Raw genomic sequence first — 24,149 nt, forward strand, 5'->3', positions numbered from 1 at the left:
GGCGCTGCAGTTGCCTGGAAGGCGTGCACCATGCCGTCACCGATGAACCCGTGGTAGTGCGCGTCGCACTCCATCAGGATGGGGGCGAAGTTGCCGCTGAGATAGGGTGTCGACAGGAACGGCTGGCTCATTGGGAGCCCCTTTTTGCCTGCTGCCGGGTTGACTTCGGCGTGGCTGGGGGGGCGGGGCCGTTGCTGGGCTTGTGACCGTCCTCGTGACCGCCTTCGTGACTGGCGTCGGGCATGGGCGCGCGCATGCCGGATGCCAGCAGCCGCAGCATCTCGGCGTGGATGATGCGCAACGCCTCGCCGCCGGGCAGCTTGCCGGCCAGGTGCAGCATGACCAGCCCGTGGATCGAGGCCCAGATCACATAGCTCAGCACCTGCGGGTCGCCGTGGATCAGGCCGCGCTCGGCCATGGTCTCCAGGTGCGCGCTCATGGTGCGGCGCGCGCGGGAGCCCGCTCGCTCCAGTTCGGGATAGCGATCGTCGTCCGGCTGGGTCATGTCGAACATCAGCCGGTAGGCATTGGGCTCGGCGAAGGCAAAGGCGAGGTATGCATCGCCCACCGCGCGCGCGCGCTCGCGCGGCTCGGCAACGCTGGCGCCTGCGGCCTCGAGCGCCGCCGCGAAGCGGTCGAACGCCGCCGCGCGTACCGCCGCCAGGATGTCTTCCTTGTCCTGGAAGTAGCGGTAGGGCGTCATCGGGCTGCAGCCCAGTTCCTCGGCGAGCTGGCGCATGCTCATGCTGGCTACGCCGCCTTCGGCGAAGCGCCGCTCCGCTACCGCGCACAGGCGGGCCTTGAATGCGTCGATCTCTTCCGGGGTAAGGTTTCTTGCCATGTCTGGTGGTGCGATGCGTGCGTGTGCTGGTTGGTGCATGTCGCGATCCGCTTACGCGACTATGATTTACAGTGTAGATTTACAGCGTAAATAGTCAAGGCGAGATTTGGCGGCGAATCCGCCCGCTAGTCGCAGTCGCAGGCGCGTCATTGTTCGCTGTGTGGGACAATCGCTAGCACTGACGCGCGCTGCTTACGATGCGCGCAAGGTGGCAACGGGAATGGCGCATGAAGACGATCGAATGGAGGGACTGGGAGATTTTCTGCCGGGTGGTGGAGGGCGCCAGTTTTACCAAGGGGGCGGAACTGGCCGACGTGCCCAAGTCATCCGCCAGCGCGGCGGTGTCCCGGCTGGAGGTGCAGCTAGGCGTGCGCCTGTTCGAGCGCACCACGCGCCGCGTGCGGGTGACCGAGCGGGGCCAGCACCTCTACGAACGGGTCTCGCCCCTCTTTAACGAGCTGCGCGAGATCAGCGCCGAGGCCGTGTCGGTTAGCGAGGAGGTCAGCGGGACCCTGCGCATTTCCACGCCCTACGAGGTGGGCTCCCTCCATATCTCGCCCAGCCTCACGCTGCTGCTGCGCCTGCACCCCCAGTTGCGCGTGGAGGTCGACGTGAGCTGGGAGCAGCCCGACCTGGTCGAGCAGGGCTACGACCTGGCCTTTGTGATGACCACCACTGGCCTGCACGACAGCTCCTTTGCCAGCAAGCGCGTGGTGCGGATCGAGCGCGGGTTCTTCGCCGCGCCATCGCTGATTCGCGCGCGCGGCTTGCCGCGCACGCCGCAGGAGCTCGCCGGCTGGCCCATGCTGGGCGACGCCGAGGACCGGCGCTGGGAATTCCTGCGCGATGGGGTGGAGGTGGCCAGCATGGCGGTGGAGCCGCGCATGCGCACGCAGAGCGCGGAGATCCGCCTGAAAGCTGCGACCGACGGCCTGGGCGTGGCGCGGCTGTCGCCGCGCTATGCGCAGGATGAACTGGAGCAGGGCCGGCTGGTGCGGGTGCTGCCGGCGTATTCGTCGTCGCCGCTGAAGGTGTTTGTGCTGATGCCCGCGCGCAAACTGATGCCAGCCAGCGTCAGGGCCTTCCTGGATGTGCTGGAGCGGACCCTGGGCAGCGCGAGCGCGGATCGGCAGGGCGCGGTTGGGGTAGGGCTGGCCGACTGATCGGCCAGCGCCGGATCAATACGGCTGGTCCCCGGTCCTTATCTCCAGGCCCAGCGTTTCGGCCACGCCGGTCATCTCCTCGTCGTCTTCGCCGCGGGCGATCCATCCGGCGTAAGCGTCGCCGTCGGTATTCCAGTTCCAGAGCGTGATGCCGGCCACCCGCAACTGCTCGGCGGCCAGCTCCATCAGCTCCGGCACGCTGGCCTTCTCCAGGAACTCCTCGTCCTGCGGATCTTCCACACCCCAGTCCAGCTCGATGTCTAGCCTGGCGCAAAGCTCGTCCATGCAGCTGATGAAGGACGCGGCATCCTTCCAGTCCACATAGAAGCCCGCTTCCCAGTCGATCACGTCCTTCAGGATCCAGAGCAATTCCTGGCCGTCGACCGCCTCCGCATCGTCCGAGTTAGCGAGGGCTTCGTCGAACAGCTTCTGGTGCTTCTCCACCATGGCGGCATCGTTGAGGTCGATCAGCTCGATCAGGCGCCAGAGCGCCTCGCGTGCCTCGTCATTCAGTGCATCGCTCATCGCATCAGTCCTCCATCGGTGCGGCGCCGGCTCGGCGCATTGAATACGGCAAATGGTGTTGTCCGGGTGTGAGCGGGCGCTCAGCCGGCAATGCGCAGGATCTCGTGCTGCCCGTGCGGCGTCACACGCAGCGCGCGCGATGTGGCCGTGGGCTCGATCCAGCTGTGGGCCATCATGCTCTCAAGCAGCGCCGCGCCGAGCGCGCCGCCAAGGTGCGGCTTGCGTTCGCTCCAGTCGGGACAGGTGCAGGCAAACTGGCGCCGCTTGCGGCGCGCGAGATCGAGGTCCACGCCAAGCTGCGCCATGCCCGCGCTGCCGCTGTCGGTGAGGTCCACCGCGGTGCCGTCCACGACGATCCAGCTGGCATGGGACATCCGCTCGAACAGGGAAACCGCAAGCTCGCCCGCCAGGTGGTCATAGCAGGTGCGCGCCTGGCGCAAGGCCGCCGGCGCGGTACGCGACGCGGGCACCGCGCGCACGCGCGGCGGCTGGCTGGCCAGCGACGCACTGGCAAGCGCTTCGATGGCCACGCCGATCTCCGGCGTGGCAAGCCGGTAGTAGCGATTGCGCCCACGCGTTTGCACGGCGAGCAGGCCGCCCTCACTGAGGCGTGCAAGGTGGCCGCTGGTGGACGATGCCGACAATCCGGCAATGGCCGCAAGCTCGCCCGCCGGGCGGGCGCTGCCGTCCATCAGTGCCCACAACATGGCGGCCCGTCCCGGGTCGGCAAGCAGGCCGGCCATCTGGCTGATGCTGGGAGCGTATTCCATAGTTCATTCCGCAGTGAAGCAACGAATGCAGTATAGACGGTCGGCGGACGATGGTTGAGGAGCTCGGGGAATAAGGTCCTTTCAGCGGATTGCCGAAGCCATTTCACATGCCCAGCCACTGCCTAACAAGGCCGTCGCGAGCAGCAGCTATCCGCAGCTGAAAGACCAACACGGTCGCCTGTTCGACACCTTGCTGTTCACGCCAGGCAATTGCCCCTACCTGACGAGGGTATCAAACAAAAATCGGTGCGGGTACGCGGGTTGTTCGCGAGCCTACAGAGCGGCGTCATCTCTGTCCCCATCCTGTCGTTTGTTACCAGTCAGCATGGCGGCGATGAGGTTCTCATTGTGAACCTTGCCCGTGGCAATGGCGGCAATGACATGTATCCCTATCAGTATCATCAGGATATTCGCCAATAACCCATGCATGTCCCTCGGCCAGTCCTCGCCCCAGAACGCGTCTAGCCTCGACATCCAGCCCGTTATCGCGAGTGCAAGGATGAGCGTCCACATCGTGAGCATCATCAAAGCACCGAGCGGTGTATGACTTAGATGCCGCGTTGGTCGGCGGGCAATTATTCCTTTGAGCTCTATGATGACCCGGGAGGGCGTAGGGACCCAAGTAGAAAACCGTGCGGGCTCAGTGCCGATGAAGCCCCAGAGAATACGAAACAGGACAAGGCCCGTGGCAACATATCCGGCGGCGCGATGCAGCGGTCCGCCGGAGTCCTCGAACAGGTTCCACAACACAAGCGCCGCTACGCTCCAATGGGTCAGACGAACCACGATATCCCAGACGCGTACCGACCCGGTGTTTGTCACCATGTTGAGGTCAATCGGTTACCGTTATTTCTCGATTTCCGATTTCACGACATCCAGCGTCTTGGTGTCGTAGTAAATCTCGGCCTTCTTGCCTTCTTTCGTGGTGCCATAGATTTCAAAGCAGTTTCCATCCACTTTGAATTTTTTGATGTTGTAGCCTTGCGCCTCAATCTTCGCCTTGGCATCGGCTTCTTTCATCCATTCGGCTTTAGGATGGGCGACGCATTTGGCACCGGCGAAAGCGCCGGTAGAGAACACACCCGCAAGGACGAGTAAGGCAATCCGCAGCATAGAAGGTCTCCAGTTCAATGTGGACGGCCGCGTAGGATATCGGAGGCGATAATGATTCGCAATACGTATTTGCCCCCAGCATCCCTAGGTCAGTCCTCGTCATCGTGCCAGTGATGCCATTCGCGGTGCCGCTCTCTCCACTCGTGCTCTCTCCAGCGCTGTTCGCGCCATTGGCGTTCTCGCCATGCACGCTCGCGCCAGTCGTCGTAGTACCCGGGAGCAACAATGACAGGTTGCGACTCCACGACCACTGGCGGCGGAGCGTAGACAGGAGCGGGGGCATACACGGGCGCAGCGATGAAGGGTAGCGGGACGCCGATGCCGACACCAACATTCACGTGAGCCTGTGCCCCGGCAGATGCAGTGGCCGCGACCGCCGCCAGGATGGCCAGCGACAAAACCTTTTTCATGGTTACGTATCCTCGATGAATACTGCCTACTTGAATAGCACCCGAGACTTTGGAAGGTCCGGCGTGAAAAGTCCGAGGCAGTTGTCAACAGAAACGAGAGGAGCGGTATGCTCGTTGACGGAGTCGTCCCGGAACTTTGTATCCAAATCTGTCCGCAGGGAGTCGGCACCGGCAGTGTGTCTCCTTGTACGGCAATTGACGGCAGGCGGGGGTGAGCAGTTGGGGAAAGCGGCTTCATCAGTCAGGATGCGGCTCATCGAAGCTACGGCCCAACTTCCGTCGAGGCGGTGTTCGGACAAGTCGTTGGGATACTGCAGGAGACTGCCGCACCGTCGATGGCGGCGAGAGCGCCGCCGAGCGCTCCGATGATTGCAGTCGCTTCATTTCAAATATCTAGCTTTTCGTTGGCGTAATTGTATTGCCCCGCAGCATCTCGGGGGAAATCAGCCGGTCGCTTTCATTGAGCTAGGTTCAAATCTGCCGAAGCGAAGCGCCAGGGTCGGCAATACCAGCAGGTTCAGCACGGTCGAGGTGAAGAGGCCACCCAGAATGACAATCGCCATCGGCCCCTCGACCTCGTTACCCGGCTCACCGGACTGGAGCGCCAGTGGTAACAGGCCCAGCCCGGTAACGAGCGCTGTCATAAGAATGGGCGCAAGCCGCTCAGTCGCTCCCAACGTTGCCGTCTCCAAATTCCACGCGTGGCCCTCGACCCGCACCAGATGTTGGTAATGGGAGATGAGCATGATTGAGTTGCGCAATGTAATACCGAACAGGGTCACAAAGCCGACCATCGACCCTAGTGACAGCAGTCCGCCCGTGGCAAATACCGTAAGCGCGCCGCCCACCAGCGCGAACGGCAGATTCGCCATGACGAGGACCAGGCCGCGCCAGCTGCGCAGTGCCAGATAGACGAGCAGGCCGATGCTGGCGGCCGCGAGGGCGAAATAGACCAACAAGTCTCGCTGTGCTTGCGTTTGGGCCTGCGCCTCGCCCGACAAGGCGAAGTAATAGCCCTTCGGAAACTTCACGTCCGCGGCAATGCGGCGCTGGGCCTCGCTGACAAACTGACCGAGCGAACGACCGTTGAGATGCGCGGTCACGGTCTGCAACCGTTGGCCGCCATCGTGCAGGATGAGGTAGCGGCCCGTCGTTTGCGAGATGTCCGCAAGGCGGCCTAGCGGCATCATGACGCCATCGGCATTGCGCAGCGGCAACTCGCCCACCTGAGCCGGCGTACGGCGAGCTTCGCTGGCGAGCACCACGGCCACATTGAAGACGGCACTTGCTTCATAGACCTGGGCGACTTCGGCGCTCTGGTAAGCAGTCTGGATGGTTTCCATCACGTCCAGCGGCGCAAAGCCCCAGCGGGTCAGCTGGTCCTGCCGCAGACGGATGGTCAGTTGGGGGATTTCGGGAGGCGACTGTAGCGTCACCCCAGCCGCCCCCGGGACGGCACTGAGCGCGCGCGACACCTGCCGCGCCAGGCCGTCCAGGATATCGAGGTCATTGCCGAACACGTTGACGATGACCGGTGCCGTGTAGCCGGAAATGGTTTCCTGGACGCGTTCGGTCAGAAAGGTCTCGGTCGCAAAGGTCAAGCCGGGAAAGCCCGCCATCTTGTCCCGCAAATCGGCCAGCGTCTGTTCCTGCGCCTCCGCATCCAAGCCAGGCTTGAGGTCGATTTCGAACTCGCTATATTGCGGGCCGAAGACATCGATGCCGCGCGCGGTTCGTCCAACCCGTTGTGCCACGCTTCGTATGTTCGGCACTTCCAGTAGCGCATGACTGACGCGTTCCCCGATACGCACCGATTCCTGCAATGACGTGCCCGGTGCCGCCTGCATGTGGGCGATGAAATGCCCTTCGCGCAGCTCCGGCAGAAACTCCGTGCTGAAGAAGGGAAGCGTTGCCAGGGTCGCCAGCACCAGGCCGCAGAATGCCACGACCACGGCAACCCAGTGCCGCTCAACATGGGTGAGGATGGCTGCGTAACGGGCCTTGAGCCAAAGGTAGACGCGGGGCTCCTCCGCGTCGCTGGTACGGTTGGCCAGCAATGCATAGCACAGCGCCGGGGTCAGCGTGAGTGCGACCACCAGCGACGACATGATGGCTAGGATATAGGCCATTCCGAGTGGCGCGAACAGTCTGCCGGCAACGCCGGACAAGCTCACCACCGGCAAGAAGACTGCGGCGACGGTAAATGTTGCGTATATCACCGCGCTTCGCACCTCGGTGGATGCATTGACGACCACCCTGATGGCGGGCAGCGGCGTCGCCAAGTGGCGGTTTTCGCGCAGGCGACGGTAAATGTTCTCGACGTCGATGATGGCATCGTCCACCACCTCGCCAAGCGCGATGGCCAGTCCTCCCAGCGTCATCGTGTTCAGCGCAACGCCGAAGTGATGCAGTACCACGACGGCGGCGAGCAGCGAGAGCGGGATGGCGGTGGCGGAGATGAAGGCGGTGCGTATGTTGAAGAGAAAGAGGAATAGGACGCTGACCACCAGCGCCGCCCCCACCACGAGCGCCGTGCGCAAGTGGTCGGTCGAGGCGTCGATGAAATTGGCGGGCCTGAAGATGTCAGCGTGGAGCTGGATACCATTGGCCGCCAGCACCGGCTGCAAGGTTTCCAGCGCTGCCTCTACGTTCCGGGTCACCGATATGGTATCGGCGCCGTACTGGTTGCTGACCATCAGCACCACGCCTGGCTTGCCCTGTACGTTGGCGCCGCTGACCGGCAATTCCTGGCCAAGTACGACCTCGCCGACATCCGCGAGCCGGACCACGGCCCCGTTCCTCTGCAGCAGGACAACCTGGCCCAACTGCTCGGCGGCCGTGGTCTGGCCAACGGTATTGAGCACGATGCGCTGGTTCGGGGTTTCAAGCACGCCCGCGCCACGGATGCCTGTTGCGCGTTGCGTCGCGCTGACCACGTCATGCAGGGATAGGCCAAGCCGAATCAGTTTCTGCGGGTCGACCTGTACCTGGTATTGCTTGACTTCGCCGCCATAGATGCTCACGTCCGAGACCCCGGCACGGCTCAGCAGCCGGGGTTTAAGCGTCCATTCGGCGAACGTGCGCAGCTCCATCGGCGAACGCGTGTCCGACGTCAGTCCTATCCCAAGCACAATGCTGGTCGCCGAGCTCAGCGGGGTCATTTTCGGCGCGCGTACTCCCGCCGGTAGCTCGCCCGTGAGGGTCGCCAACTGCTCCGCCACCAACTGCCGGGCGCGGCGGATATCGGTCTGGCCATGGAACGTCAGGGTAACGACCGATACCCCCTGTATCGATTGGGACCGCATGGATTCGAGCCCAATCGAGCCGCCCAAGGCGTTCTCAACGCGCTGTGTGACCAGCAGTTCGACTTGCTCCGCGGAGAGCCCGGGGGCTTCCGTCTGGACGGTAACGAGCGGTGGCGTGAATTCCGGAAAGACGTCGAGCTTGCTCTGGAACAAGGCATAGGTGCCGTAGCCCAGGAGCAAGCAGGCGAGCGCAAAGATGACACCGCGAAGGCGGACCGAGAAGTCGGCAATGGAAGTAAGCATCTGGGGTCAGCGTGCGTCGTTGCCTTGCTGGCTGGCCAGCTGCGCTCGGGATTCTTCGGAAAGCAATAGCTGTGCGCCCCGCACCACGACCCGTTCGGCGGGCTTGAATCCTTCGGTGACGACAAAGTCTCCATCTTGGGGCGCGCGCGGGTCGACCGGCCGGCGCTGGAAGTGTGTGTTATCGGACTGGACATAGGCCCAGGGTTGACCGCCGTACCAGACGATGGCGCCGGCGGGCACCAGCAGGCCGCTGTCTGGTCCCGGCGCAATAGCAACGTGGGCGGTGACGCGCGTGCCGGTAGCAAGGGGGGCCATGGCGCGATAGAAGTAGGCTTGTCCCAGGATGCCGGGGTCGACCTGGGGCGAAGGCGAAATCAGGCGAGCGTCGAATGCGGGGAACCCATCCGTCGTCACTTTCAAGCGCGTGGGGGCCGCAGCGGATAGTCCGGCCGGCAGGACGACGCGCAGCAACACTTCGCGGCGCGCCACCAACGGGGCCAGCTCCGCGGACTCGGGCGTCGAAGCCCAGGCCGACAGGGCTGGCCCGAACTGCTGCCTAGCCGCGCTGGCAAGCGCAGCGATCCCCGCGCGCGCCGCATTGCATCTTGCCCTCGCGGCGGCAAGTGCCGCGTGCGCTGCCTCCACAGTCTTGAGCGATACATTGCCTGCATCCGCATTGAGGGTCTGGAGCCGATCATAGTCAGCGCGCGACGCGTCAAGCGCAGCCTGGGCGGCGTTCAGGTCTGCAAGGCCGGCGGCATGGCGGCTTGCCATTTCCACCAGGGGTTGCAAGTCGAGAACGATGCCATAGGCGGCCGGGCCGCTCGTCGCGCTAGCAGGCGGTGCCAGCGCATCAACCTGGAAGCCGCTGCGCGCTTGCATCGCTGCGTCGACCATCAGCGTGGTGAAGCCATTCGTCATCGTGATGCGCACCGCGCTCGGGACCGGCGCCTCGCGTTGCGCTTCCTTGTCCTGCTCGCCCTTGCTCAGCAGGAAGCCGCCCAGCACAAGCGCGGCCAGAAGTGCTGGCGACAAGAGCAGGATGCCCTTGAGTATCGTGTTTCTGATCATGGTCATTGGACCCAGTCGTTCGGATTGGCGCTCGCATCGCGCTCGGAGAGTGGACGCTCGATGGCATCTTCCAGCCGACCGATGGCCTGCTGCATTTGGAGTTCGGCGTCTTGCCAACGCCATCCGGTCGGTCTGGCCTGCTTCGAAGGAACGTTGTGCCCCGAGGAGCTGGATGCCTTGCAAACGGACCTGCTCTTCATTCCGTGTCACGATGCCATGCGTGGCTTGATAGGCTGCGACGGCACCATCGATTTCACCCATTGCCTGGGATTCAAGCCGTTTTACCTGGGCCTCTGCCTCCAGTCGCCGAGCCCGCGCCTCCGCGATGGGCCCCTCATTGCGATTGAAAATTGGCAGCATGAGATTGGTAAAGTCGAAGCCAAGCTTGCGCAGGCCCTGGTCAAAGGTATAGCCCGGGCCAAGATGTATGTCTGGATATTGCTTGGCTACTTCCAGCTGCAACGCGGCTTGACTGGCTTCATATTGCGCTAGCCCAGACCGCACATCGGCCCGGTTCAGCAAGGCCTGCAGCCGGATTTCCGGGACCGGAACCGATGCGTATGGCTTTTCGAAATCCGCAAGGTCGATATCCAGGCCATCGAGCACGCCCGGCCGTAGCCCGAGGACATTGGCCACTTGGACTGTGGCGGCTGACGCCTGCCGCTGCGCATTCAGCAAATCCGCCTGAGCCTGGATGAGAGCCAGACGCTGCTGATTCAGCTCCCATGCGGAGGCGTCGCCGAGGCGGACCCGCTTCTCCAGCATCGCATTCAGACGTTGGTCCAGCGCCAACTGCTGTTTAAGGAGCTTCGTCCGCGAATTTGCAAACCAGAGATTCAATAGCTGAGTCCGTAGCTGGCTTCGCACGCTCCAGGCAATATTGGCGACGTCCAGGCGCGCCGCACTGGCGAAATGGGTAGCCTGGTCGATGCGGTAGCCGCGCTTGCCGGCAGTCTGAATCGGGATGTCCAGCGCAATACCGAGTGTCCATGGCGAGTCTCCGCCCCGGGGATTCAGGGTGTGTTGAGATGGCAACTGCAGCGACGGATTCGGGCGCTGCGCCGCGGTCTGTATGCTGGCTTCGGTGGTCGCCAGTCTGGCACGCGCGATGTCCAGGTCCGCGTTGAAGTAGAAGGCCGCCAGCGTTAGGGTATCCAGGTTCCAGCGGGGTGGTGGCCAGTCTGAGCTTGCGCGCATGGCATGCCGCGCAATGAAGTCGCGCAAGTCCGCCGAGGCCAGAGAACGCTCGTTAATCGTGTCGGCAATCGAGCTGGCAGAGATTGGGCGTGCGTCATAGTGGTCGAACGCGCAGGCTGACAGGGTCGCGCAGCAGACAGGGAGGAGCCATGCCCGAGACGAGGCTAGAATCCAGGGCGTCAAGCCCGGTCTTGCCGTCAGCGTGGCATTTTCGGCATGCATTCCTCGGCTCCTCTAGTCGATTTCCGCAGACCAGTTCAGACCCACATGGGGTGAACGGCTGTTGGTCTGGGGATAGTGTTTGGCAACAAACAGGGGCGAGGATAGGCAGCGAAAATTAGCGGGGACTTAGCAGATTCAAGTCGAAGTGACTTATGCGGCAATCGTCGCTAAGTCTCCGCTAAGTCTTCACTGACACGCTGCGCACGGGCATGCAGGGACAAGCAACTGAAATAGGAAGCGGATGCGAACGCTACTGGTTGAAGATGACCCCCTTATCGGGGAGGCCATTTGCCAGACTCTCCGGGACGCGGGCTATGCCGTGGACTGGACAACGGATGGCCGCCAGGCCGCTACGGCGCTACGCACCCAGCGCTACGAGGTGGTTCTGCTGGACTTGGGGCTTCCCGGAAAGGATGGCCTCGAGGTGCTACGCGAGGCACGCAGGAACGGAAATGCCGTGCCGGTCCTCGTTATCACGGCGCGCAGCGCGGTGGAAGACCGCATTGCTGGCCTGGACCTCGGCGCGGACGACTATCTGGTGAAGCCGTTTCATGTCGGGGAGTTGCTGGCCCGACTCCGCGCACTCACGCGGCGGCAAGGCCAAGAGGTTTCCTCAGTCCTTCGAAACGGCGCGCTCGCGCTGGACCAGGCGAGTCACGAGGTCTGGTACCAGGGAATCCAACGTCAGCTATCGGCTCGCGAATTTGCGCTCTTGCGTGAATTCCTGCTCCGCCCCGGAGTCATCCTCTCCCGCAATGAGCTCGAAGAGCGCATCTACGGTTGGAACGAGGAGGTCGAAAGCAATGCCGTCGAGTTCCTTCTCCACGGGGTCAGGAAGAAACTTGACGCGGGTGTCATCAAGAATATCAGGGGGGTGGGATGGATGGTGCCAAAGGCGGAGTGAACCGGTCACTTCTATGGATGTTGTCCGTCTCCATCTGCGGCACGATTCTGGTCATTGGACTCGTGGCAGCGGCGGCGTCGTTCTGGTTCGCCTTTGAGGAGGCGCGCGACCTGCAGGACGACGAACTGAGGGAGATAGCCTGGCTAGTCTCACCGGGCGATGCCAAGGTTCTGTCTTCACAAGGAGGGTTTAAGCAGGCCGATGAGCCCGGGATGCGCATCTGGGTGCTCAAGGTATCCAAGCTAGCCACCCGATTGGTCACACCAGACCTGACGCTGACCCTGCCGGGCGAACTATCCGATGGTCTGCACACTATTGATTCGCACGGGGAATCGTGGCGCATCTACATCAGGCCGATGAGTGCGGAATACGGCCTGGCCGTCGCGCAGCGAACGTCGGCGCGAGACGAGATTGCGCGTGACAGTGCACTGCGCACTCTGATTCCGCTGCTGGCCGTGATACCTGTCCTGATAATCCTGGCCGGAATTCTTATCCGAATTCTGCTACGGAAAGTGCAGCAGCTCTCTGCCGAGGTCGACAGGAGGGGAGACACGGATTTGGCGCCACTTGTCGCGGAGGGGGCGCCGTCGGAAATCCTGCCGTTTGTCAGTTCGACAAACCGGCTGCTTGGGCGGCTGCAGTCGGCAATTTCGCAGCAACGCCAGTTCGTCGCCGATGCGGCGCACGAACTGCGCTCGCCGGTGACTGCGATGACGCTGCAGCTCGAGAACGCGATGACTGTGGAGGGCACCAGCGATGCGGTCCTGGCTCGCCTCGCGCCTCTGGGGAAGAGCATCTCACGCATGCGCTCCCTAGTCGAACAATTGTTGATGTTGGCCGAGCGCGAGGCAGGCCCGCCAACGGTCAGTCACGACATCGACGCGAAGGTTGTGGTTATCGACGTTCTTGGGGAGATATTTCCATTCGCGGATTCCAAGGATATTGACCTTGGTTTGGATGTGGGTGAGTCCCTGACGATTCAAGGGGGTCAAGAGGACTTTCGCGCGCTGGTTCGCAATGCCATCGACAATGCGGTCCTGTACACCCCGCCTGGCGGCAAGGTTGATGTACGACTGTATCGAGAGGGCAACGCTGCCGTGTTTGAAGTGGAGGACTCTGGGCCGGGCATCCCCCACGAGGAGCTTCCCCGCGTGTTTGACGCGTTCTATCGGGTTGTCGGGTCGGGGCAGCCGGGGAGTGGGCTTGGGCTGACCATTGTGCGAAGCGCTGCGGCGCGACTTGGAGGCAAGGTCAGTTTGCATACCATCGCGTCGAGGGGAAAAACGGGGCTTCGTTTTGTCTACGCTCAAGAAGTAGTGGACGCATAGCGAGGCCCTCCACCTGCACGTTCAAGCTCGCCGGACTTGGGGAAATGAAGGTCCTCTTTGCCGCGTTTTGACACGGGTTAGCGCTTGTCGCTACACAAGGTGCCATGCCTCCGCGTCCGAAGTGACATGACACACAAGGTGTACATTTAAGCGTTGGTTTTACGGCCGTGCAATCAGTTGATGATGCACGTCGATACCAATCTCACCCCGCATTTTCCCGTGGGTCTTGCCATCTGAGTGGTAGACGACAAGAACGGCGTTGTTGTGGGTGATTGTCGTCGGTGACACCGTCGTCAAGACCGCCTTGCCTTCGGCATTGGCCACAACATTGTTGTCCGTGCCATTGCCATCCAGCGGCGTGAAACCAACTGGCTTTTGGTCAAAGTGATTCTCGAACAGGCTGTAGCGGCCGTGTGGCTTCAGACCAGACAGTACCACGGTGACTTTTTCCCGCCCATTGGGCTGCGGCGTCAGAATGACCTGCCCCTTGGCGCTAAGCCAAGCGCCGAGGGACATATCGAGAGCCTGTCCCGATGCGCTCATGACTGGCAAGGCCGGTGCGTCAGCAATCAGCGCATTGCGCAAGCCGGCGCTGCGCTTGATACCTTGGGGGCCAACGGCCGCTGGTGCGCCTTGGGCCGCGACAAACACCTGTGGGTCTAGTGGCGACTTCTGCTGCGTCTCCTTCGAAAAGAAGGCCGCATGTGTTTCAAAGTCCAACATCCGGCTTTCGCTGGCCGCATGGGCTGCCATGGACGTCAAACTTCCATGGGTCCGGGCGTGAACTGACGACAGGACCTTGGGCGACCGGTCATCCAGTGTGGCGCGTATGTTTTTATATTCCGATGTTAGCCACGCAAGCAGCACGAGCCCGATGGCCGTTGTATTGGGGGACACTTATTGGTGCCATACGAGCAGAAAACGCAGCAGTCTCCGGCCTTGGGCCTGAGCACCGCATTGCATTGCTCGCACTCGTAGAACCACTGGCAAGCGTCGGTTGGCATAGTCTCTGCCTTCGCGTGCCCGCACATGGGGCAGGTAATGATCGACAGCAGTTCGACGGTGGCCATCATTGCCCCTGCCTGACGGCCGATGGATAGCCGGCATTCGCTGTGGCTGCTGTCAACGCCTGCGGGGACGTCTTGGCAGGGTCGAACACCACCACGGCACGCTTGGTCTTGTAGTCGACCTTGGCGGAGTCCACGCCTGGCACCTTCTCAAGCGCCACGCGAACCGTAAGCGGGCAAGCCGCGCAGTACATCTTCTCCACGTCAAGCGTTATCGTGCGCAACCCGGCGGCGAAGGCCGCCGCAGAGGCGATGGCCGCCACGAGCAATAGGATTAGATATCTGCGCATGGGAATACCTCAATACCTCAATAGAACAGTGGTGCATACAGCGGGAACGCCATCAGCGCAGCGGCTCCGAGCGCGACGGTCCAGAACAAGACCCGTTGGCGTCGTCGCACGGTTGGAACCACGCAGACCTTCCCTGGGTTGCAAGCTTCAGGCTTGCGGTAGAGGCGATAGAAGGCGAACGCGAAGAACGCGAGCGAGCCGGCCATGAAGAATGGCTGAAAGGGCTCCAGGGCGCCCAGTCGAGTACCCCACGCGCCACCTAGCCCCGACATGACCAGCAGCAGCGGCCCGGCGCAACAGGCTGACGCGCCAATTGCAGCTCCTGCGCCGGCCACCAGTGCGCCAGGAGTCATCCATCGAGTTGCCATCACACTTCCTTTTCGACCTGCTTACAAGTAGTCTAGGTGCGTACTTAAGTACGGAGTCAAGTGATGGAGTCGACACTAACAATCGGGCAGTTGGCCAAGGCGGCAAACGTTGGCGTGGAGACGGTGCGCTACTACCACAGGTGCGGGTTGCTGCCAGTGCCGCAACGCACAAATGGCGCTGTTCGCCAATATTCGCGGCAGAGCCTGCAGCGCCTCCATTTCATTCGCCGGGCGCAGGCGCTCGGCTTCACCCTGGATGAAGTCCGCGCGCTGCTGCAGCTCAACGACGGAAGCACATGTGGAACAGCCCGCACGCTCGCCGAGCATAAACTCCAGGCCGTGGAAGAGCGATTGAAGGACTTGCGGGCGCTGCGAGCGGAGCTGAGGAATCTAGTAGGGCAGTGCCGTGCCAACAGTGACGAGGTCTCGTGCCCCTTGATTGACTCCCTGTGCAATTCCAGCCGATGACGTGTGGCGTCCTGAGGTCCCGTGAGGCATGGGGAGATGCTATTCGAGGCGCTCTGGTCAAGGATCAGCCTCCGCCGCGCGAGGCGCCCCCTTGCGTGCCGCCGAATCGGCCATAAAACAAATAATCCAACGACCATTTGCCGCCGCCCCGGCACAGCAACACCAATAGCATCGCCGCCCACTGGATGTGGGTGGGCCATGCCAGCGGATAGACGAACACCTCAATGACTGCCGTCATACCGAGCAGGACCAACGCCACAGGCCGGGTCGCCAATCCCAGTACAAGCAGAATCGGCGCAATGAGCTCGATTGATACCGACAAATACGCCGCAGTCTCCGGCGGCAGCAGCGGCAGCTTGTAGTCTTCCCTGAACAGTTCAAGCGCGGTATCCCAGTTGGCCAGCTTTGCCATCGCCGAGTTCCAGAAGACCGTGGCGACCGCGAGCCGTAGCGGGAGTGCAAGGACTGTGTGAGGTACTCGTTCCAGCCATCCGACGGCGCGCATTATGCGGACGGCCAGGGGCGAGCGTGGAAGGATGGATTGAGATTCGCGTTTCATGTGGCAGGATCCCCGGATGGTAGGTTGGACACTTGGCCCTCTAGGTTGGCCTCCGTGAAGTACCCCGATGCGAGCAAGGTGGCGAGCCAGACGTGAGCCGCGGCGTCAGTTGCTTGGTCAAGAGCCGCATGCAAGGGGCATCCCGCAAGCAATGCCGCCGTGAAGTGCCATTGACCCTCGGCTAACCGGTCGATAGCCACAGCGGACGTGGTTCGGCGAACGCACAGCCATACCGGTCCCTCGGCCAGATTGATGGCCGCCAGGGCGCTGTCGTCGCGTGTCAACACCGCGCGCCAGATTGCGTCCACCGGGAAGGCCGACTGAATCAACTGCACTGCAGGGTGCGGTGCGAAACGTATGTGCCCCAGTTCGGCCGGCTCCAGTTCCGCAAGACGACCCAGGTCAAGCGGCTTCGCATCTGGTGCGTGCAGCACGACATTGACAGCCCATTCGAACCGGGCAGCATCTGGTAGGTAGGCAAGTGACGCGGATTCCGGCATCCGTGCCAAGAAGTCCGGAAACGTCGCGCCATAGGCATCTAGCCACGCGCTCGGCGGCGGACAATGCTCGATGAACCGTCTTGCTGCCCCTACGAAGAATTCGGGCCCGACCAGGGACCGAATGGCCGGATACGACAAGCGCAATGCTGTCAGCAGCGCACCGGTTGCCGTGTTCCGGTAGATGCCCAGCCGGGCCCGTGGGGGTAGGCTATCGGGCACCACATATGCGGATGAATCGCCATCCGCGAGCCCAAGCATGTCCCGGCGCACGGCGCATTGCAACTCAAGCAATGTTGGAGCACATGCTCTCATTTTGCGTTTTCTCCAGCGCGGCTTCGGCAATTGCGGCCTCTCCCATCAGGACTTCCAGCGCCGGAATGTCGGTGTCCCATTCAATGAGCGTGGGAACTGGGCCAAAGCGCTTGAGCGCGTGCTCATATAGGGCCCATACCGGGGGTGCGACGCGTGAGCCGTGGTCGTCGATGCGAAGGACCTGCCCATGCTCGAGTTGCCGCACGCTATGGCCGGCCAGATGGAGCTCGCCAATCGCCGCCGGCGGCAGTGCATCCAGATAGGCCAGAGCATCCCAGCCGTGATTGCTGGCGCTGACGTAGACATTGTTGACGTCGCACAAGATGCCGCACCCTGTGCGCCGCGCTACCTCGCAATGTTTTCAGAGGCCAAAAGGCCGGCCCCCTAGGCGCGGGCGCGGGCGTGTGGCGGGCATGGCATGCTCCGGCTTTGCTGCCTGGACCCGCATTCCACATTTCACCTCGCCATGAAACGTCGAGCGGCGCGCGGGCGGCATACTGATTGTGTGCTCCCGATCTTCCTCCCCATGCCCCTGCCGACCTCCATGCCGCTGCCGTCCGATCCGCTTCGCGCCGTCACGCACCCCGATCCGGCGCCGTACTATCGCAGCCTTGCCGCGCAGCGCCCGTTCTATCGCGACGAAGCGCTCGGGTTATGGGTTGCCGCCGGCGCTGCCGAAGTGCTGGCGGTGCTGAGCCATCCCGCTTGCCGCGTGCGGCCACCCGCGCAAGCCGTGCCGCCAGCGCTCGCGGGCAGCCCGGCGGGCGCGCTGTTCGGCGGCTTGATCCGCATGAATGATGGCGAGTGGCATGCGCCGCTCAAGGGCGTGCTGCGCAAACGCATGGCGTGCCTGGCGCTTGCCGGCATGGGCGCGCGGGTATTGGCGCTGGCGCGCGATCTGCCGTTCGACGCCGCCCGGCCCGGTGCCGCCGTGAACCACTGGATGTTCACCTTGCCGGTGCTGGCGGTGGCCGATGCGCTTGGATTGGCGGTAGCCGGCAAACCAGGCGTAGCGGGCCAGGTGGCGGCCTTCGCGCGGGCCATGTCGCCGCTGGCGACAGCGCTGGAGATTGCCGGAGCAAGCGAGGCCGCCACATGGCTTCAGGCCTGGATGCGCACGAGCCTGTCATCCGCGTCGCCGCTGGACGAGCTGGTGCGGGACGCGCTTGCGGCGGGCGTGGCGCAGGAGATCATCGTCACCAATGCGATCGGCCTGCTGATCCAGGCGTGCGAGGCTACCGCCGGGCTGGTCGGCAACATGCTGCTGTGCCTCGGGCGGGATACGCGCCGTGAGCGCGAGCTGCCGGCGCTGGACTGCGTGGCCGCGCGCGTGCTGCGGGAGGATCCGCCGGTGCAGAACACCCGGCGCTTCCTGGCCGCCGGCGCGCGCTTGTGCGGTGCGGACTTGCGGGCCGGCGATGCGGTGCTGGTCGTGCTGGCGGCCGCTTCGCTCGAACAGCGCGTGGCGGCGATGCCGGCGCACTGGACCTTCGGGCGCGGCCATCATGCGTGCCCCGGCGATGCCTTGGCATCGGCGGTCGCGCAGGGCGTGGTGGCCGCGCTGCTGGCCCGTGGCGCGGATCCGGCGGCGCTGGCGCGCGCGTTCCGCTATCGGCCCTCGGTCAACGTGCGTATTCCCCATTTTCTGTGAAACGATAAAGGCAGGACATCCCCATGATCGCAGTCATCTTCGAAGTCGAGCCCGCCGAGGGCCGCAAGGACACATACCTGCAAATCGCCGCGCAACTGCGGCCCACGCTGGAGGCCATCGACGGCTTTATCTCGGTGGAGCGCTTCCAGAGCCTGACCAATCCGGGCAAGCTGCTGTCGCTGTCGTTCTTTCGCGACGAAGCCGCGGTCATGGCTTGGCGCAATACCGAGGAGCACAGGCTGGCGCAGACGGCCGGGCGTGGCGGCGTGTTCGCGGGGTATCGGCTGCGCGTGGCGCACGTGTTGCGCGACTACGGCCTTGAGGAGCGCGACCAGGCGCCGGCGGACAGCCGCGCGGTGCATGCACCCATCGCGGCGCGGTGAGCGGGCCATGGAGTCGGCTTTCCTGAACGACGGGCAGACCGCGCTGATCGGCTTTACCTTCTTGCTTGCCGGCCTGGTCAAGGGCGTGGTGGGGCTTGGGTTGCCTACCGTGGCGGTGGGGCTGCTGGGGCTGGCGATGCCGCCGGCGCAGGCTGCGGCGCTGCTGGTCGCGCCATCGATGGTCACCAATGTCGTGCAGCTCTACACCGGGCCACGGCTTGGCGAACTGGTGCGGCGGATGTGGCCCTTGCTGGCCGCGATCTGCGCGGGCACGTGGCTGGCCGCCGCGCTGCTGCCGCCCAGCCTGATGGTGCACGCCACCGCATGGCTGGGCGTGGCGCTGGTGCTGTACTCGGCGCTGGGGCTGCTGGCGTTCCACCCCAAGGTGCCGCGGGCGGCCGAGCGGTGGCTGGCGCCGCTGGTCGGCGTGGTCACTGGCGCGATCACGGCGGTCACGGGGGTGTTCGTGATTCCGGCGGTGCCTTATATCCAGGGGCTGGGCCTGGACCGGGAGACGCTGGTGCAGGCGTTGGGTTTGTCGTTCACGGTGTCCACCATGGCGCTCGCCGTGAGCCTGGCGATGCATGGCGCGTTGCTGCATACGCCGGTGCTGGGGGCATCGCTGCTGGCGCTGGTGCCGGCGCTGGCCGGCATGTTCATCGGCCAGTGGTTGCGCCATCGCATCAGTGCGGCGCGCTTTCGCAAGTTGTTCTTTTGCGGGCTGCTGCTGCTCGGGGCCGAATTGGCGCTGCGCGGATTCTTCTGACCGGGAATGCGCCCACGTGGCGTGGTTTGCACGGAATAGGGCTGACAGAGCATGCTTGCGCGCGGCATACTGGCCGCTGCGCTGTAGCGAAGCACAACGCATCCACGCCCGATGCGCGCCGAAGGCAGCGCTTTCCCGCACCCGTGCTGGAGATGCCGGCCATGGCATATCGCCGATGACACGACGCAAAGGCAGTGGCGCCAAGCTCTGGAACACGTTGAGCCAGATTGCCACCCGTCATGTCCGTCGCGCGCAGCGCACGGTCACCAAGTCCGCGATCCGCTCGGCGCTCAAGCAGGGCGAGGCGATGAGCAAGGCGGCGCAGCGCGTGCTGACCGGCGTTGCCTCACCGGCGCCAACGCCGGTCAGCCGCGGTGGCGGACGCTGGGAAGAAGGCAACTGGGGGCTGGGGCCGCTGGTGCAGCGCCGCTACCGGCTGTTTATCCCGCCCGGCGTGAGCGCATCGCGCCCCGCGTCCTTGCTGGTGTTGCTGCATGGCTGCGGCCAGGATACCGCCAGCTTCGCGGCGTGCACCCGCGCGGCCACGCTGGCGCGCGCCGTGGGCTGCATGGTGCTGATGCCGGAGCAATCGCCGCAAGCCAATGCCCAGCGATGCTGGAACTGGTTCCGCTCCGCGGCGCGCGTGGTGGCCGAGGCAAGCCTGTTGATGGCTATCGTCGACCATGTCTGCCAGCACCATCCCATCCGGCGCGAACGCGTCTTTGCGCTCGGCTTGTCGGCGGGCGGGGCCATGGCGGTGATCCTGGGGCTGCGTTACCCGGACCGCTTCGCCGCGGTCGGCTCGCATTCCGGTGCCGTGCCGCTCAGCGCCTCCAACGCCGCGCAGGCCGCGCGCGTCATGCATGGCAAAGGCCTGCCGGATGTGGATGCCGCGCGCTTTCAACTGGCGGGGCGCCGCCCGCCGCACTTGTTGCTGCTGCACGGCGACGCCGATCGCGTGGTGCACTTCGACAACGCGTTGGCCTGCGCCGCGCTGTGGCAGCAATTGCCGCCACGGCCCCCCGTTGCCGGCCAAGCCGCGCCGGGTCCAGCGCGGGCAGCGCCGCCCCTACAGCCTCTTTGCGTGGTCGAGCGGGGGCGAACCTTGTATCCAGCTGGTGCGCATCGAAGGGCTCGGGCATGCGTGGAGCGGCGGCCCGTCCAGCCAGGCCTTCGCCGATCCGTCCGGTCCCGATGCCTTGCGTATCGCGTGGCGGTTTTTCATGCAGTGCCTGGAAGCACACCAGCGCGCCACGCCAGGGCGGGGGCGCAAGGTGGCTGCCTGATGGTCATGAAGGCCATGAAGGCCATGAAGCCCATCACGGCGATGATGGGTTAGCGCACCTGCGGCGCTTCTATCACCACGTCGCTCTCGGGATATGCCACGCACGGCAGGATGAATCCCTCGTCGCGCTCGTCATAGCTCACGCCCGGCCACTCGATGCGGTAGCCGATCCGCCCGGCAGACAGCCGGCACAGGCAGGTGCGGCAGGTGCCGTTGCGGCAGGAGCTGGGGAATGCCACGCCGGCCTGCAACGCGGCTTCAAGCAGCGTTTGCGTGGGCAGGGCGGGGAAGGTGCTGCCCTGCGGCTCCAGGCGCGCGACAAAGGCCGCCGGGGCTATGGTGGTGTCGTTGCTCATGATTGCGCCTCTCGCTCATCCCCGCCCTCGTCCGCTTCGGGAAAGCGGGCGCGGCCGTGCGTGGTGTCGCGCAGCGCGGCCCGCGCCGGCGCCAGCAGGCTGGCCGGCAGCCGGATGGTCAGCCGGGCGGCCGCGCCGTGCTCGGCATGCGCCAGCACGTGGCCTTCCTGTTCGATCCAGCGGCGCACGCGCGCCTCGTCGGCGTAGTCGACCTGCGCAACCAGCTCGGCATAGGCGATGCGCTCGATGCGCTGCGCCTCCTTGAGGGCCACGGCAATCGCGTCGGTATAGGCACGCACCAGCCCGCCGGCGCCCAGCTTCACGCCGCCGTAATAGCGCACCACGGCGGCCAGCACGCCCTCCAGCTCGTGGTGGCGCAACACTTCCAGCATGGGCCGGCCGGCGGTGCCGGATGGCTCGCCATCGTCCGACATGCCGGACTGGCCCCCCGCGAGCAAGGCCCAGCAGACATGGGTGGCGGTGGTGTGGTCGGCGCGCAGGCGCGCCACTTCGGCCATGGCCGCGGCGCGGTCGGGCACGGGCAATGCATAGCCGATGAAGCGGCTCTTGCGGATCTCCAGGTCTGACTGGACGGGAGCAGCGAGGGTGTAGGTCGGCACGGGTAGGGCCACGCCACGGCGCGCCATGGGCGGCACCGGCGGGCGGAAAGCTAAAGGGATCGGGGCACCGGATTGGGGCCTGCGCCAGTGTACCGCAGCCACCCCGGCCGCCTGGAATATGCGAGAGGCTTCCTGGATGTCTGCAAAGTAAGTCAGTTTCAACAAGCTGTAACAAATCATTCATAGGATGCGTATCGGCCTGAATGCTGCGCGGTTGTCCCCACGAGCGCGCGGCACGGCAGCGCACCAGCGCGCCGCTCAATCATTCACATCATGAAACGGGAAAGAAGAATGCTCGACAAACCGGACGCATCCCGCCGCAAGGCGCTTAAATTCCTGGCCGGCGCCCCCATGCTGCCGCTGGGCCTTGGCGCGACCGCCTTCCTGGTCGGTTGCGGTGGAGACGGCGACGCAGTCGCCGCGACCGGCCCGGCGCCGACGCCCATCACGCCCGCCGGCGCTACGTTTACCAACGCCGAGTTCACCGGCATGGCCGCGCCCACGCTGACCAACGCGGCCGCGATGGCCACCACCACGGTGGGCTCGAGCCTGAAGGTCTCGTTCAGCGACGGCAGCAGCCAGACCTACAAGCTGGCCTACCAGCCCTTCTTCGTCACCGGCGACATGGTCCCGGACGGCAAGGGCGGCAGCATCCTCGCCGGCGGCTACTTCGACATCAACAACCAGCCGATCATCGACAAATCGGTGGCCGGCAAGGAACGCCAGTTCTACTCCGACTCGCCCGACGGCACCTCGCTGCTCAAGATCGACGGCGCCAAGGTGGCCGGCGTGAAGGGCAACACGGTCTTCGCCGTGGTCCAGTTCGAGTACACCACGCGCGACCAGGCCGGCGCCAGCGCCTACGGCCGTCTGCCGTCCCCGATCGGCGTGCTGACGCTGGACCAGGACCCGGCCACCGGCAAGCTGACGCTGGTCAAGTACCACAACGTCGATACTTCCTCGGTCAATGGCCTGTGGATTACCTGCGGCGCCAGCCTGTCGCCGTGGAACACCCACCTGTCGAGCGAGGAGTACGAGCCGGACGCCTTCACCGCCAGCACCAACGCCCAGTTCCTGGCGTTCAGCAAGAACCTGCTCGGCACCGGCAGCGTCGTGGCCAACCCGTACTTCTACGGCCACATGCCTGAAGTCACGGTCAATGCCGACGGCACCGCCAGCATCAAGAAGCACTTCTGCATGGGCCGTATCTCGCACGAGCTGGTGCAGGTGATGCCGGACAACCGCACCGTGCTGATGGGCGACGACGCCACCAACAGCGGCCTGTTCATGTTCGTGGCCGACAAGGAAAAGGACCTGTCCGCCGGCACGCTGTACGTGGCCAAGGTGGGTGCGGGCTTCTCCATCGACCCGGCCGCCCCCGGCGCCGAGCTGACGTGGGTCAACCTGGGACACGCCACCAGCGCCGAAGTCGAGGCCATGGCCAAGTCCAACCTGCCCACCGACATCATGGACGTGCGCACGGTCGACCCCGCGGACCCCACCTTCACCAAGATCTTCCTTGGCGGCAGCGTCAACTGGATCAAGGTCTACCCGGGCAAGGAGAAGGCCGCGGCCTTCCTGGAAACCCACCGCTACGCCTACCTCAAGGGCGGCAGCATGGGCTTCACCAAGATGGAAGGCACCACCGTCAATATCAAGGACAAGGTGGCCTACTCCGCGCTGCAGAACATGATCGACTCGATGGTCGTCAACAACGCCAAGGGCTGGAACGCACAGAGCAACATCACGATCCCCGCGCCGCTCAACGCTGGCGGGGTGATGCAGCACAACCTTGCTGGCGGGCAGAAGGATCTGGGCGGCGCCGCCATCAACAGCGAATGGGTGCCGGTGCACACCAAGGCGCTGATCGTGGGCATGGACATCGGCGCGGACGCGCTCGGCAACACCGCCGATCCGGACCGGATCGCCAACCCGGACAACCTCAAGTTCTCGGAAAAGCTGCGCACGCTGTTCATCGGCGAGGACAGTGGCCAGCACGTCAACAACTTCCTGTGGGCCTACAACGTAGACACCAAGAAGCTGTCGCGCGTGCTCTCGACCCCGGCCGGCGCGGAATCCACCGGCCTGCACGCGGTCGACGAGCTCAACGGCTGGACGTACATCATGAACAACTTCCAGCACGCCGGCGACTGGAGCGGCCTGCACGCCAAGGTCCAGGCCACGCTGGATCCGCTGGTGCGCGCCAACTACAAGGATCGCTTTGGCGCCGCGGTTGGCTACCTGACGGCCGAGACCACGAGCGTCAAGATCAGTAAGGCGTAAGCGCGGGACAGCTGTTACCCCGGCGCTTAGTTGGGCCCCCGATGACCTTGTCATCGGGGGCCATTTTTTTTTCGTTCGCCAGGGAGACCGGCAGGCGCATCGGCATCGCCTCTGGCGCGTATCGGGAACGTTTCGGCCCACCGGCGAGT

At 64.3% G+C, this 24,149-nt stretch carries 25 protein-coding genes and 1 pseudogene; 9 read left to right on the forward strand and 17 right to left on the reverse strand.

Translation table 11 applies throughout. The annotated features are described in order from the left end of the window. Positions 1-127: 127 nt before the first annotated feature. Positions 128-841 (reverse strand): TetR/AcrR family transcriptional regulator, encoded by a 714-nt coding sequence (locus OR16_RS16915; protein ID WP_006159160.1) that lies wholly within the window; start codon positions 839-841, stop codon positions 128-130. A gap of 227 nt (positions 842-1,068) precedes the next feature. Here OR16_RS16915 and OR16_RS16920 point away from each other — a divergent pair, with 227 nt between their 5' ends. Next, positions 1,069-2,004, forward strand: a complete 936-nt coding sequence (locus OR16_RS16920) for a LysR family transcriptional regulator (protein ID WP_006159161.1) — start codon at positions 1,069-1,071, stop codon at positions 2,002-2,004. A gap of 15 nt (positions 2,005-2,019) precedes the next feature. Here OR16_RS16920 and OR16_RS16925 read toward each other — a convergent pair whose 3' ends face one another. The 7 genes from OR16_RS16925 to OR16_RS41365 form a co-directional block, all read right to left on the reverse strand. Beyond that, the gene (locus tag OR16_RS16925) at positions 2,020-2,529 is read right to left on the reverse strand and encodes a DUF6630 family protein (RefSeq protein ID WP_006159162.1); all 510 of its coding nucleotides are present in this window, start codon (positions 2,527-2,529) and stop codon (positions 2,020-2,022) included. A gap of 80 nt (positions 2,530-2,609) precedes the next feature. After that, positions 2,610-3,299 (reverse strand): ArsR/SmtB family transcription factor, encoded by a 690-nt coding sequence (locus OR16_RS16930; protein ID WP_006159163.1) that lies wholly within the window; start codon positions 3,297-3,299, stop codon positions 2,610-2,612. A 273-nt stretch (positions 3,300-3,572) separates the two neighbouring features. Beyond that, entirely contained in the window at positions 3,573-4,124 is a 552-nt protein-coding gene (locus tag OR16_RS16935; protein ID WP_006159164.1) for a cytochrome b/b6 domain-containing protein, read from the reverse strand. A 21-nt stretch (positions 4,125-4,145) separates the two neighbouring features. Further along, a complete protein-coding gene (locus tag OR16_RS16940) occupies positions 4,146-4,412 on the reverse strand; it encodes a PepSY domain-containing protein (protein ID WP_006159165.1) in 267 nt (88 codons plus the stop codon). A gap of 89 nt (positions 4,413-4,501) precedes the next feature. After that, positions 4,502-4,822 (reverse strand): hypothetical protein, encoded by a 321-nt coding sequence (locus OR16_RS16945; RefSeq protein ID WP_006159166.1) that lies wholly within the window; start codon positions 4,820-4,822, stop codon positions 4,502-4,504. Positions 4,823-5,265: 443 nt separating this feature from the next. Further along, positions 5,266-8,370, reverse strand: coding sequence for an efflux RND transporter permease subunit (locus tag OR16_RS16950; protein WP_006159167.1), 3,105 nt, complete (start codon positions 8,368-8,370; stop codon positions 5,266-5,268). 6 nt (positions 8,371-8,376) lie between these two features. Continuing rightward, the gene (locus OR16_RS41365) at positions 8,377-10,860 is read right to left on the reverse strand and encodes a TolC family protein (protein WP_081488799.1); all 2,484 of its coding nucleotides are present in this window, start codon (positions 10,858-10,860) and stop codon (positions 8,377-8,379) included. 241 nt (positions 10,861-11,101) lie between these two features. On the opposite strand from OR16_RS41365, the gene OR16_RS16965 reads away from it, so the two are divergent. Next, positions 11,102-11,764 carry a response regulator transcription factor gene (locus tag OR16_RS16965; RefSeq protein ID WP_006159169.1) on the forward strand — a complete coding sequence of 221 codons (663 nt, stop codon included), beginning with the start codon at positions 11,102-11,104 and terminating at the stop codon, positions 11,762-11,764. Beyond that, positions 11,740-13,092: an ATP-binding protein gene (locus tag OR16_RS16970; RefSeq protein ID WP_043420023.1), complete on the forward strand. Its 1,353-nt coding sequence runs from the start codon at positions 11,740-11,742 to the stop codon at positions 13,090-13,092. The genes OR16_RS16965 and OR16_RS16970 overlap by 25 nt, the downstream gene beginning before the upstream one ends. Positions 13,093-13,251: 159 nt before the next feature. Here the strand turns inward: OR16_RS16970 and OR16_RS16975 are convergent, their stop codons facing one another. The 4 genes from OR16_RS16975 to OR16_RS16985 all read right to left on the reverse strand — a co-directional run bounded on the left by OR16_RS16975 (position 13,252) and on the right by OR16_RS16985 (position 14,817). After that, a complete protein-coding gene (locus tag OR16_RS16975; RefSeq protein WP_006159171.1) occupies positions 13,252-13,845 on the reverse strand; it encodes a hypothetical protein in 594 nt (197 codons plus the stop codon). Positions 13,846-13,940: 95 nt separating this feature from the next. Beyond that, positions 13,941-14,162, reverse strand: a complete 222-nt coding sequence (locus OR16_RS45880) for a GDCCVxC domain-containing (seleno)protein (RefSeq protein WP_006159172.1) — start codon at positions 14,160-14,162, stop codon at positions 13,941-13,943. After that, positions 14,162-14,449: a mercury resistance system periplasmic binding protein MerP gene (merP, locus tag OR16_RS16980; RefSeq protein WP_006159173.1), complete on the reverse strand. Its 288-nt coding sequence runs from the start codon at positions 14,447-14,449 to the stop codon at positions 14,162-14,164. Before merP ends, OR16_RS45880 begins: the two co-directional genes overlap by 1 nt. Before the next feature lie 17 nt (positions 14,450-14,466). Beyond that, positions 14,467-14,817: a mercuric transporter MerT family protein gene (locus OR16_RS16985; RefSeq protein WP_043420025.1), complete on the reverse strand. Its 351-nt coding sequence runs from the start codon at positions 14,815-14,817 to the stop codon at positions 14,467-14,469. Positions 14,818-14,880: 63 nt separating this feature from the next. Here OR16_RS16985 and OR16_RS16990 point away from each other — a divergent pair, with 63 nt between their 5' ends. Then, on the forward strand, positions 14,881-15,285 hold the full coding sequence (locus tag OR16_RS16990) for a MerR family transcriptional regulator (RefSeq protein WP_006159175.1): 405 nt from the start codon (positions 14,881-14,883) through the stop codon (positions 15,283-15,285). A 64-nt stretch (positions 15,286-15,349) separates the two neighbouring features. Here the strand turns inward: OR16_RS16990 and OR16_RS16995 are convergent, their stop codons facing one another. The 3 genes and pseudogenes from OR16_RS16995 to OR16_RS17005 form a co-directional block, all read right to left on the reverse strand. Continuing rightward, entirely contained in the window at positions 15,350-15,844 is a 495-nt protein-coding gene (locus OR16_RS16995) for a DoxX family protein (protein ID WP_043420026.1), read from the reverse strand. Beyond that, the gene (locus OR16_RS17000; RefSeq protein ID WP_006159177.1) at positions 15,841-16,635 is read right to left on the reverse strand and encodes a DNA-binding domain-containing protein; all 795 of its coding nucleotides are present in this window, start codon (positions 16,633-16,635) and stop codon (positions 15,841-15,843) included. Before OR16_RS17000 ends, OR16_RS16995 begins: the two co-directional genes overlap by 4 nt. Beyond that, a pseudogene (locus OR16_RS17005) lies at positions 16,628-17,008 on the reverse strand (DUF692 family multinuclear iron-containing protein); the annotation flags it as partial. The pseudogene OR16_RS17005 and the gene OR16_RS17000, both read right to left, overlap by 8 nt. Before the next feature lie 174 nt (positions 17,009-17,182). On the opposite strand from OR16_RS17005, the gene OR16_RS17010 reads away from it, so the two are divergent. The 4 genes from OR16_RS17010 (at position 17,183) to OR16_RS17025 (ending at position 20,795) form a co-directional block, all read left to right on the forward strand. Then, positions 17,183-18,307, forward strand: coding sequence for a cytochrome P450 (locus OR16_RS17010; RefSeq protein ID WP_043420029.1), 1,125 nt, complete (start codon positions 17,183-17,185; stop codon positions 18,305-18,307). Between the two features lie 23 nt (positions 18,308-18,330). After that, positions 18,331-18,690 carry an antibiotic biosynthesis monooxygenase family protein gene (locus tag OR16_RS17015; protein ID WP_006159180.1) on the forward strand — a complete coding sequence of 120 codons (360 nt, stop codon included), beginning with the start codon at positions 18,331-18,333 and terminating at the stop codon, positions 18,688-18,690. A 7-nt stretch (positions 18,691-18,697) separates the two neighbouring features. Further along, the gene (locus OR16_RS17020) at positions 18,698-19,456 is read left to right on the forward strand and encodes a sulfite exporter TauE/SafE family protein (RefSeq protein WP_006159181.1); all 759 of its coding nucleotides are present in this window, start codon (positions 18,698-18,700) and stop codon (positions 19,454-19,456) included. 175 nt (positions 19,457-19,631) lie between these two features. Then, positions 19,632-20,795: an alpha/beta hydrolase family esterase gene (locus OR16_RS17025; protein WP_006159182.1), complete on the forward strand. Its 1,164-nt coding sequence runs from the start codon at positions 19,632-19,634 to the stop codon at positions 20,793-20,795. Here OR16_RS17025 and OR16_RS17030 read toward each other — a convergent pair. After that, entirely contained in the window at positions 20,792-21,097 is a 306-nt protein-coding gene (locus OR16_RS17030; protein WP_006159183.1) for a 2Fe-2S iron-sulfur cluster-binding protein, read from the reverse strand. The two genes, OR16_RS17025 and OR16_RS17030, sit on opposite strands and share 4 nt — an antisense overlap. Next, the gene (locus tag OR16_RS17035; protein WP_006159184.1) at positions 21,094-21,744 is read right to left on the reverse strand and encodes an IMPACT family protein; all 651 of its coding nucleotides are present in this window, start codon (positions 21,742-21,744) and stop codon (positions 21,094-21,096) included. The genes OR16_RS17030 and OR16_RS17035 overlap by 4 nt, the downstream gene beginning before the upstream one ends. Before the next feature lie 264 nt (positions 21,745-22,008). Between OR16_RS17035 and OR16_RS17040 the strand changes: the two genes are divergently transcribed. Then, a complete protein-coding gene (locus OR16_RS17040; protein ID WP_006159185.1) occupies positions 22,009-24,000 on the forward strand; it encodes a PhoX family protein in 1,992 nt (663 codons plus the stop codon). Positions 24,001-24,149: the final 149 nt, after the last annotated feature.

Source organism: Cupriavidus basilensis OR16 (assembly GCF_000243095.1).
GTDB lineage: Bacteria > Pseudomonadota > Gammaproteobacteria > Burkholderiales > Burkholderiaceae > Cupriavidus > Cupriavidus basilensis_D.

Coding starts and splice junctions, on each gene's coding strand:
- OR16_RS17030 (WP_006159183.1), bottom strand. CDS start 21,097: ATGAGCAACGACACCACCATAGCCCCGGCGGCCTTTGTCGCGCGCCTG.
- OR16_RS17025 (WP_006159182.1), top strand. CDS start 19,632: ATGACACGACGCAAAGGCAGTGGCGCCAAGCTCTGGAACACGTTGAGC.
- OR16_RS45880 (WP_006159172.1), bottom strand. CDS start 14,162: ATGGCCACCGTCGAACTGCTGTCGATCATTACCTGCCCCATGTGCGGG.
- OR16_RS16965 (WP_006159169.1), top strand. CDS start 11,102: ATGCGAACGCTACTGGTTGAAGATGACCCCCTTATCGGGGAGGCCATT.
- OR16_RS17015 (WP_006159180.1), top strand. CDS start 18,331: ATGATCGCAGTCATCTTCGAAGTCGAGCCCGCCGAGGGCCGCAAGGAC.
- OR16_RS16920 (WP_006159161.1), top strand. CDS start 1,069: ATGAAGACGATCGAATGGAGGGACTGGGAGATTTTCTGCCGGGTGGTG.
- OR16_RS16950 (WP_006159167.1), bottom strand. CDS start 8,370: ATGCTTACTTCCATTGCCGACTTCTCGGTCCGCCTTCGCGGTGTCATC.
- OR16_RS16930 (WP_006159163.1), bottom strand. CDS start 3,299: ATGGAATACGCTCCCAGCATCAGCCAGATGGCCGGCCTGCTTGCCGAC.
- OR16_RS41365 (WP_081488799.1), bottom strand. CDS start 10,860: ATGCATGCCGAAAATGCCACGCTGACGGCAAGACCGGGCTTGACGCCC.
- OR16_RS16940 (WP_006159165.1), bottom strand. CDS start 4,412: ATGCTGCGGATTGCCTTACTCGTCCTTGCGGGTGTGTTCTCTACCGGC.
- OR16_RS16915 (WP_006159160.1), bottom strand. CDS start 841: ATGGCAAGAAACCTTACCCCGGAAGAGATCGACGCATTCAAGGCCCGC.
- OR16_RS17010 (WP_043420029.1), top strand. CDS start 17,183: ATGCCCCTGCCGACCTCCATGCCGCTGCCGTCCGATCCGCTTCGCGCC.
- OR16_RS16945 (WP_006159166.1), bottom strand. CDS start 4,822: ATGAAAAAGGTTTTGTCGCTGGCCATCCTGGCGGCGGTCGCGGCCACT.
- OR16_RS17035 (WP_006159184.1), bottom strand. CDS start 21,744: ATGGCGCGCCGTGGCGTGGCCCTACCCGTGCCGACCTACACCCTCGCT.
- OR16_RS16985 (WP_043420025.1), bottom strand. CDS start 14,817: ATGGCAACTCGATGGATGACTCCTGGCGCACTGGTGGCCGGCGCAGGA.
- OR16_RS16990 (WP_006159175.1), top strand. CDS start 14,881: ATGGAGTCGACACTAACAATCGGGCAGTTGGCCAAGGCGGCAAACGTT.
- merP (WP_006159173.1), bottom strand. CDS start 14,449: ATGCGCAGATATCTAATCCTATTGCTCGTGGCGGCCATCGCCTCTGCG.
- OR16_RS16970 (WP_043420023.1), top strand. CDS start 11,740: ATGGATGGTGCCAAAGGCGGAGTGAACCGGTCACTTCTATGGATGTTG.
- OR16_RS16925 (WP_006159162.1), bottom strand. CDS start 2,529: ATGAGCGATGCACTGAATGACGAGGCACGCGAGGCGCTCTGGCGCCTG.
- OR16_RS16975 (WP_006159171.1), bottom strand. CDS start 13,845: ATGGCAGCCCATGCGGCCAGCGAAAGCCGGATGTTGGACTTTGAAACA.
- OR16_RS16995 (WP_043420026.1), bottom strand. CDS start 15,844: ATGAAACGCGAATCTCAATCCATCCTTCCACGCTCGCCCCTGGCCGTC.
- OR16_RS16935 (WP_006159164.1), bottom strand. CDS start 4,124: ATGGTGACAAACACCGGGTCGGTACGCGTCTGGGATATCGTGGTTCGT.
- OR16_RS17040 (WP_006159185.1), top strand. CDS start 22,009: ATGCTCGACAAACCGGACGCATCCCGCCGCAAGGCGCTTAAATTCCTG.
- OR16_RS17020 (WP_006159181.1), top strand. CDS start 18,698: ATGGAGTCGGCTTTCCTGAACGACGGGCAGACCGCGCTGATCGGCTTT.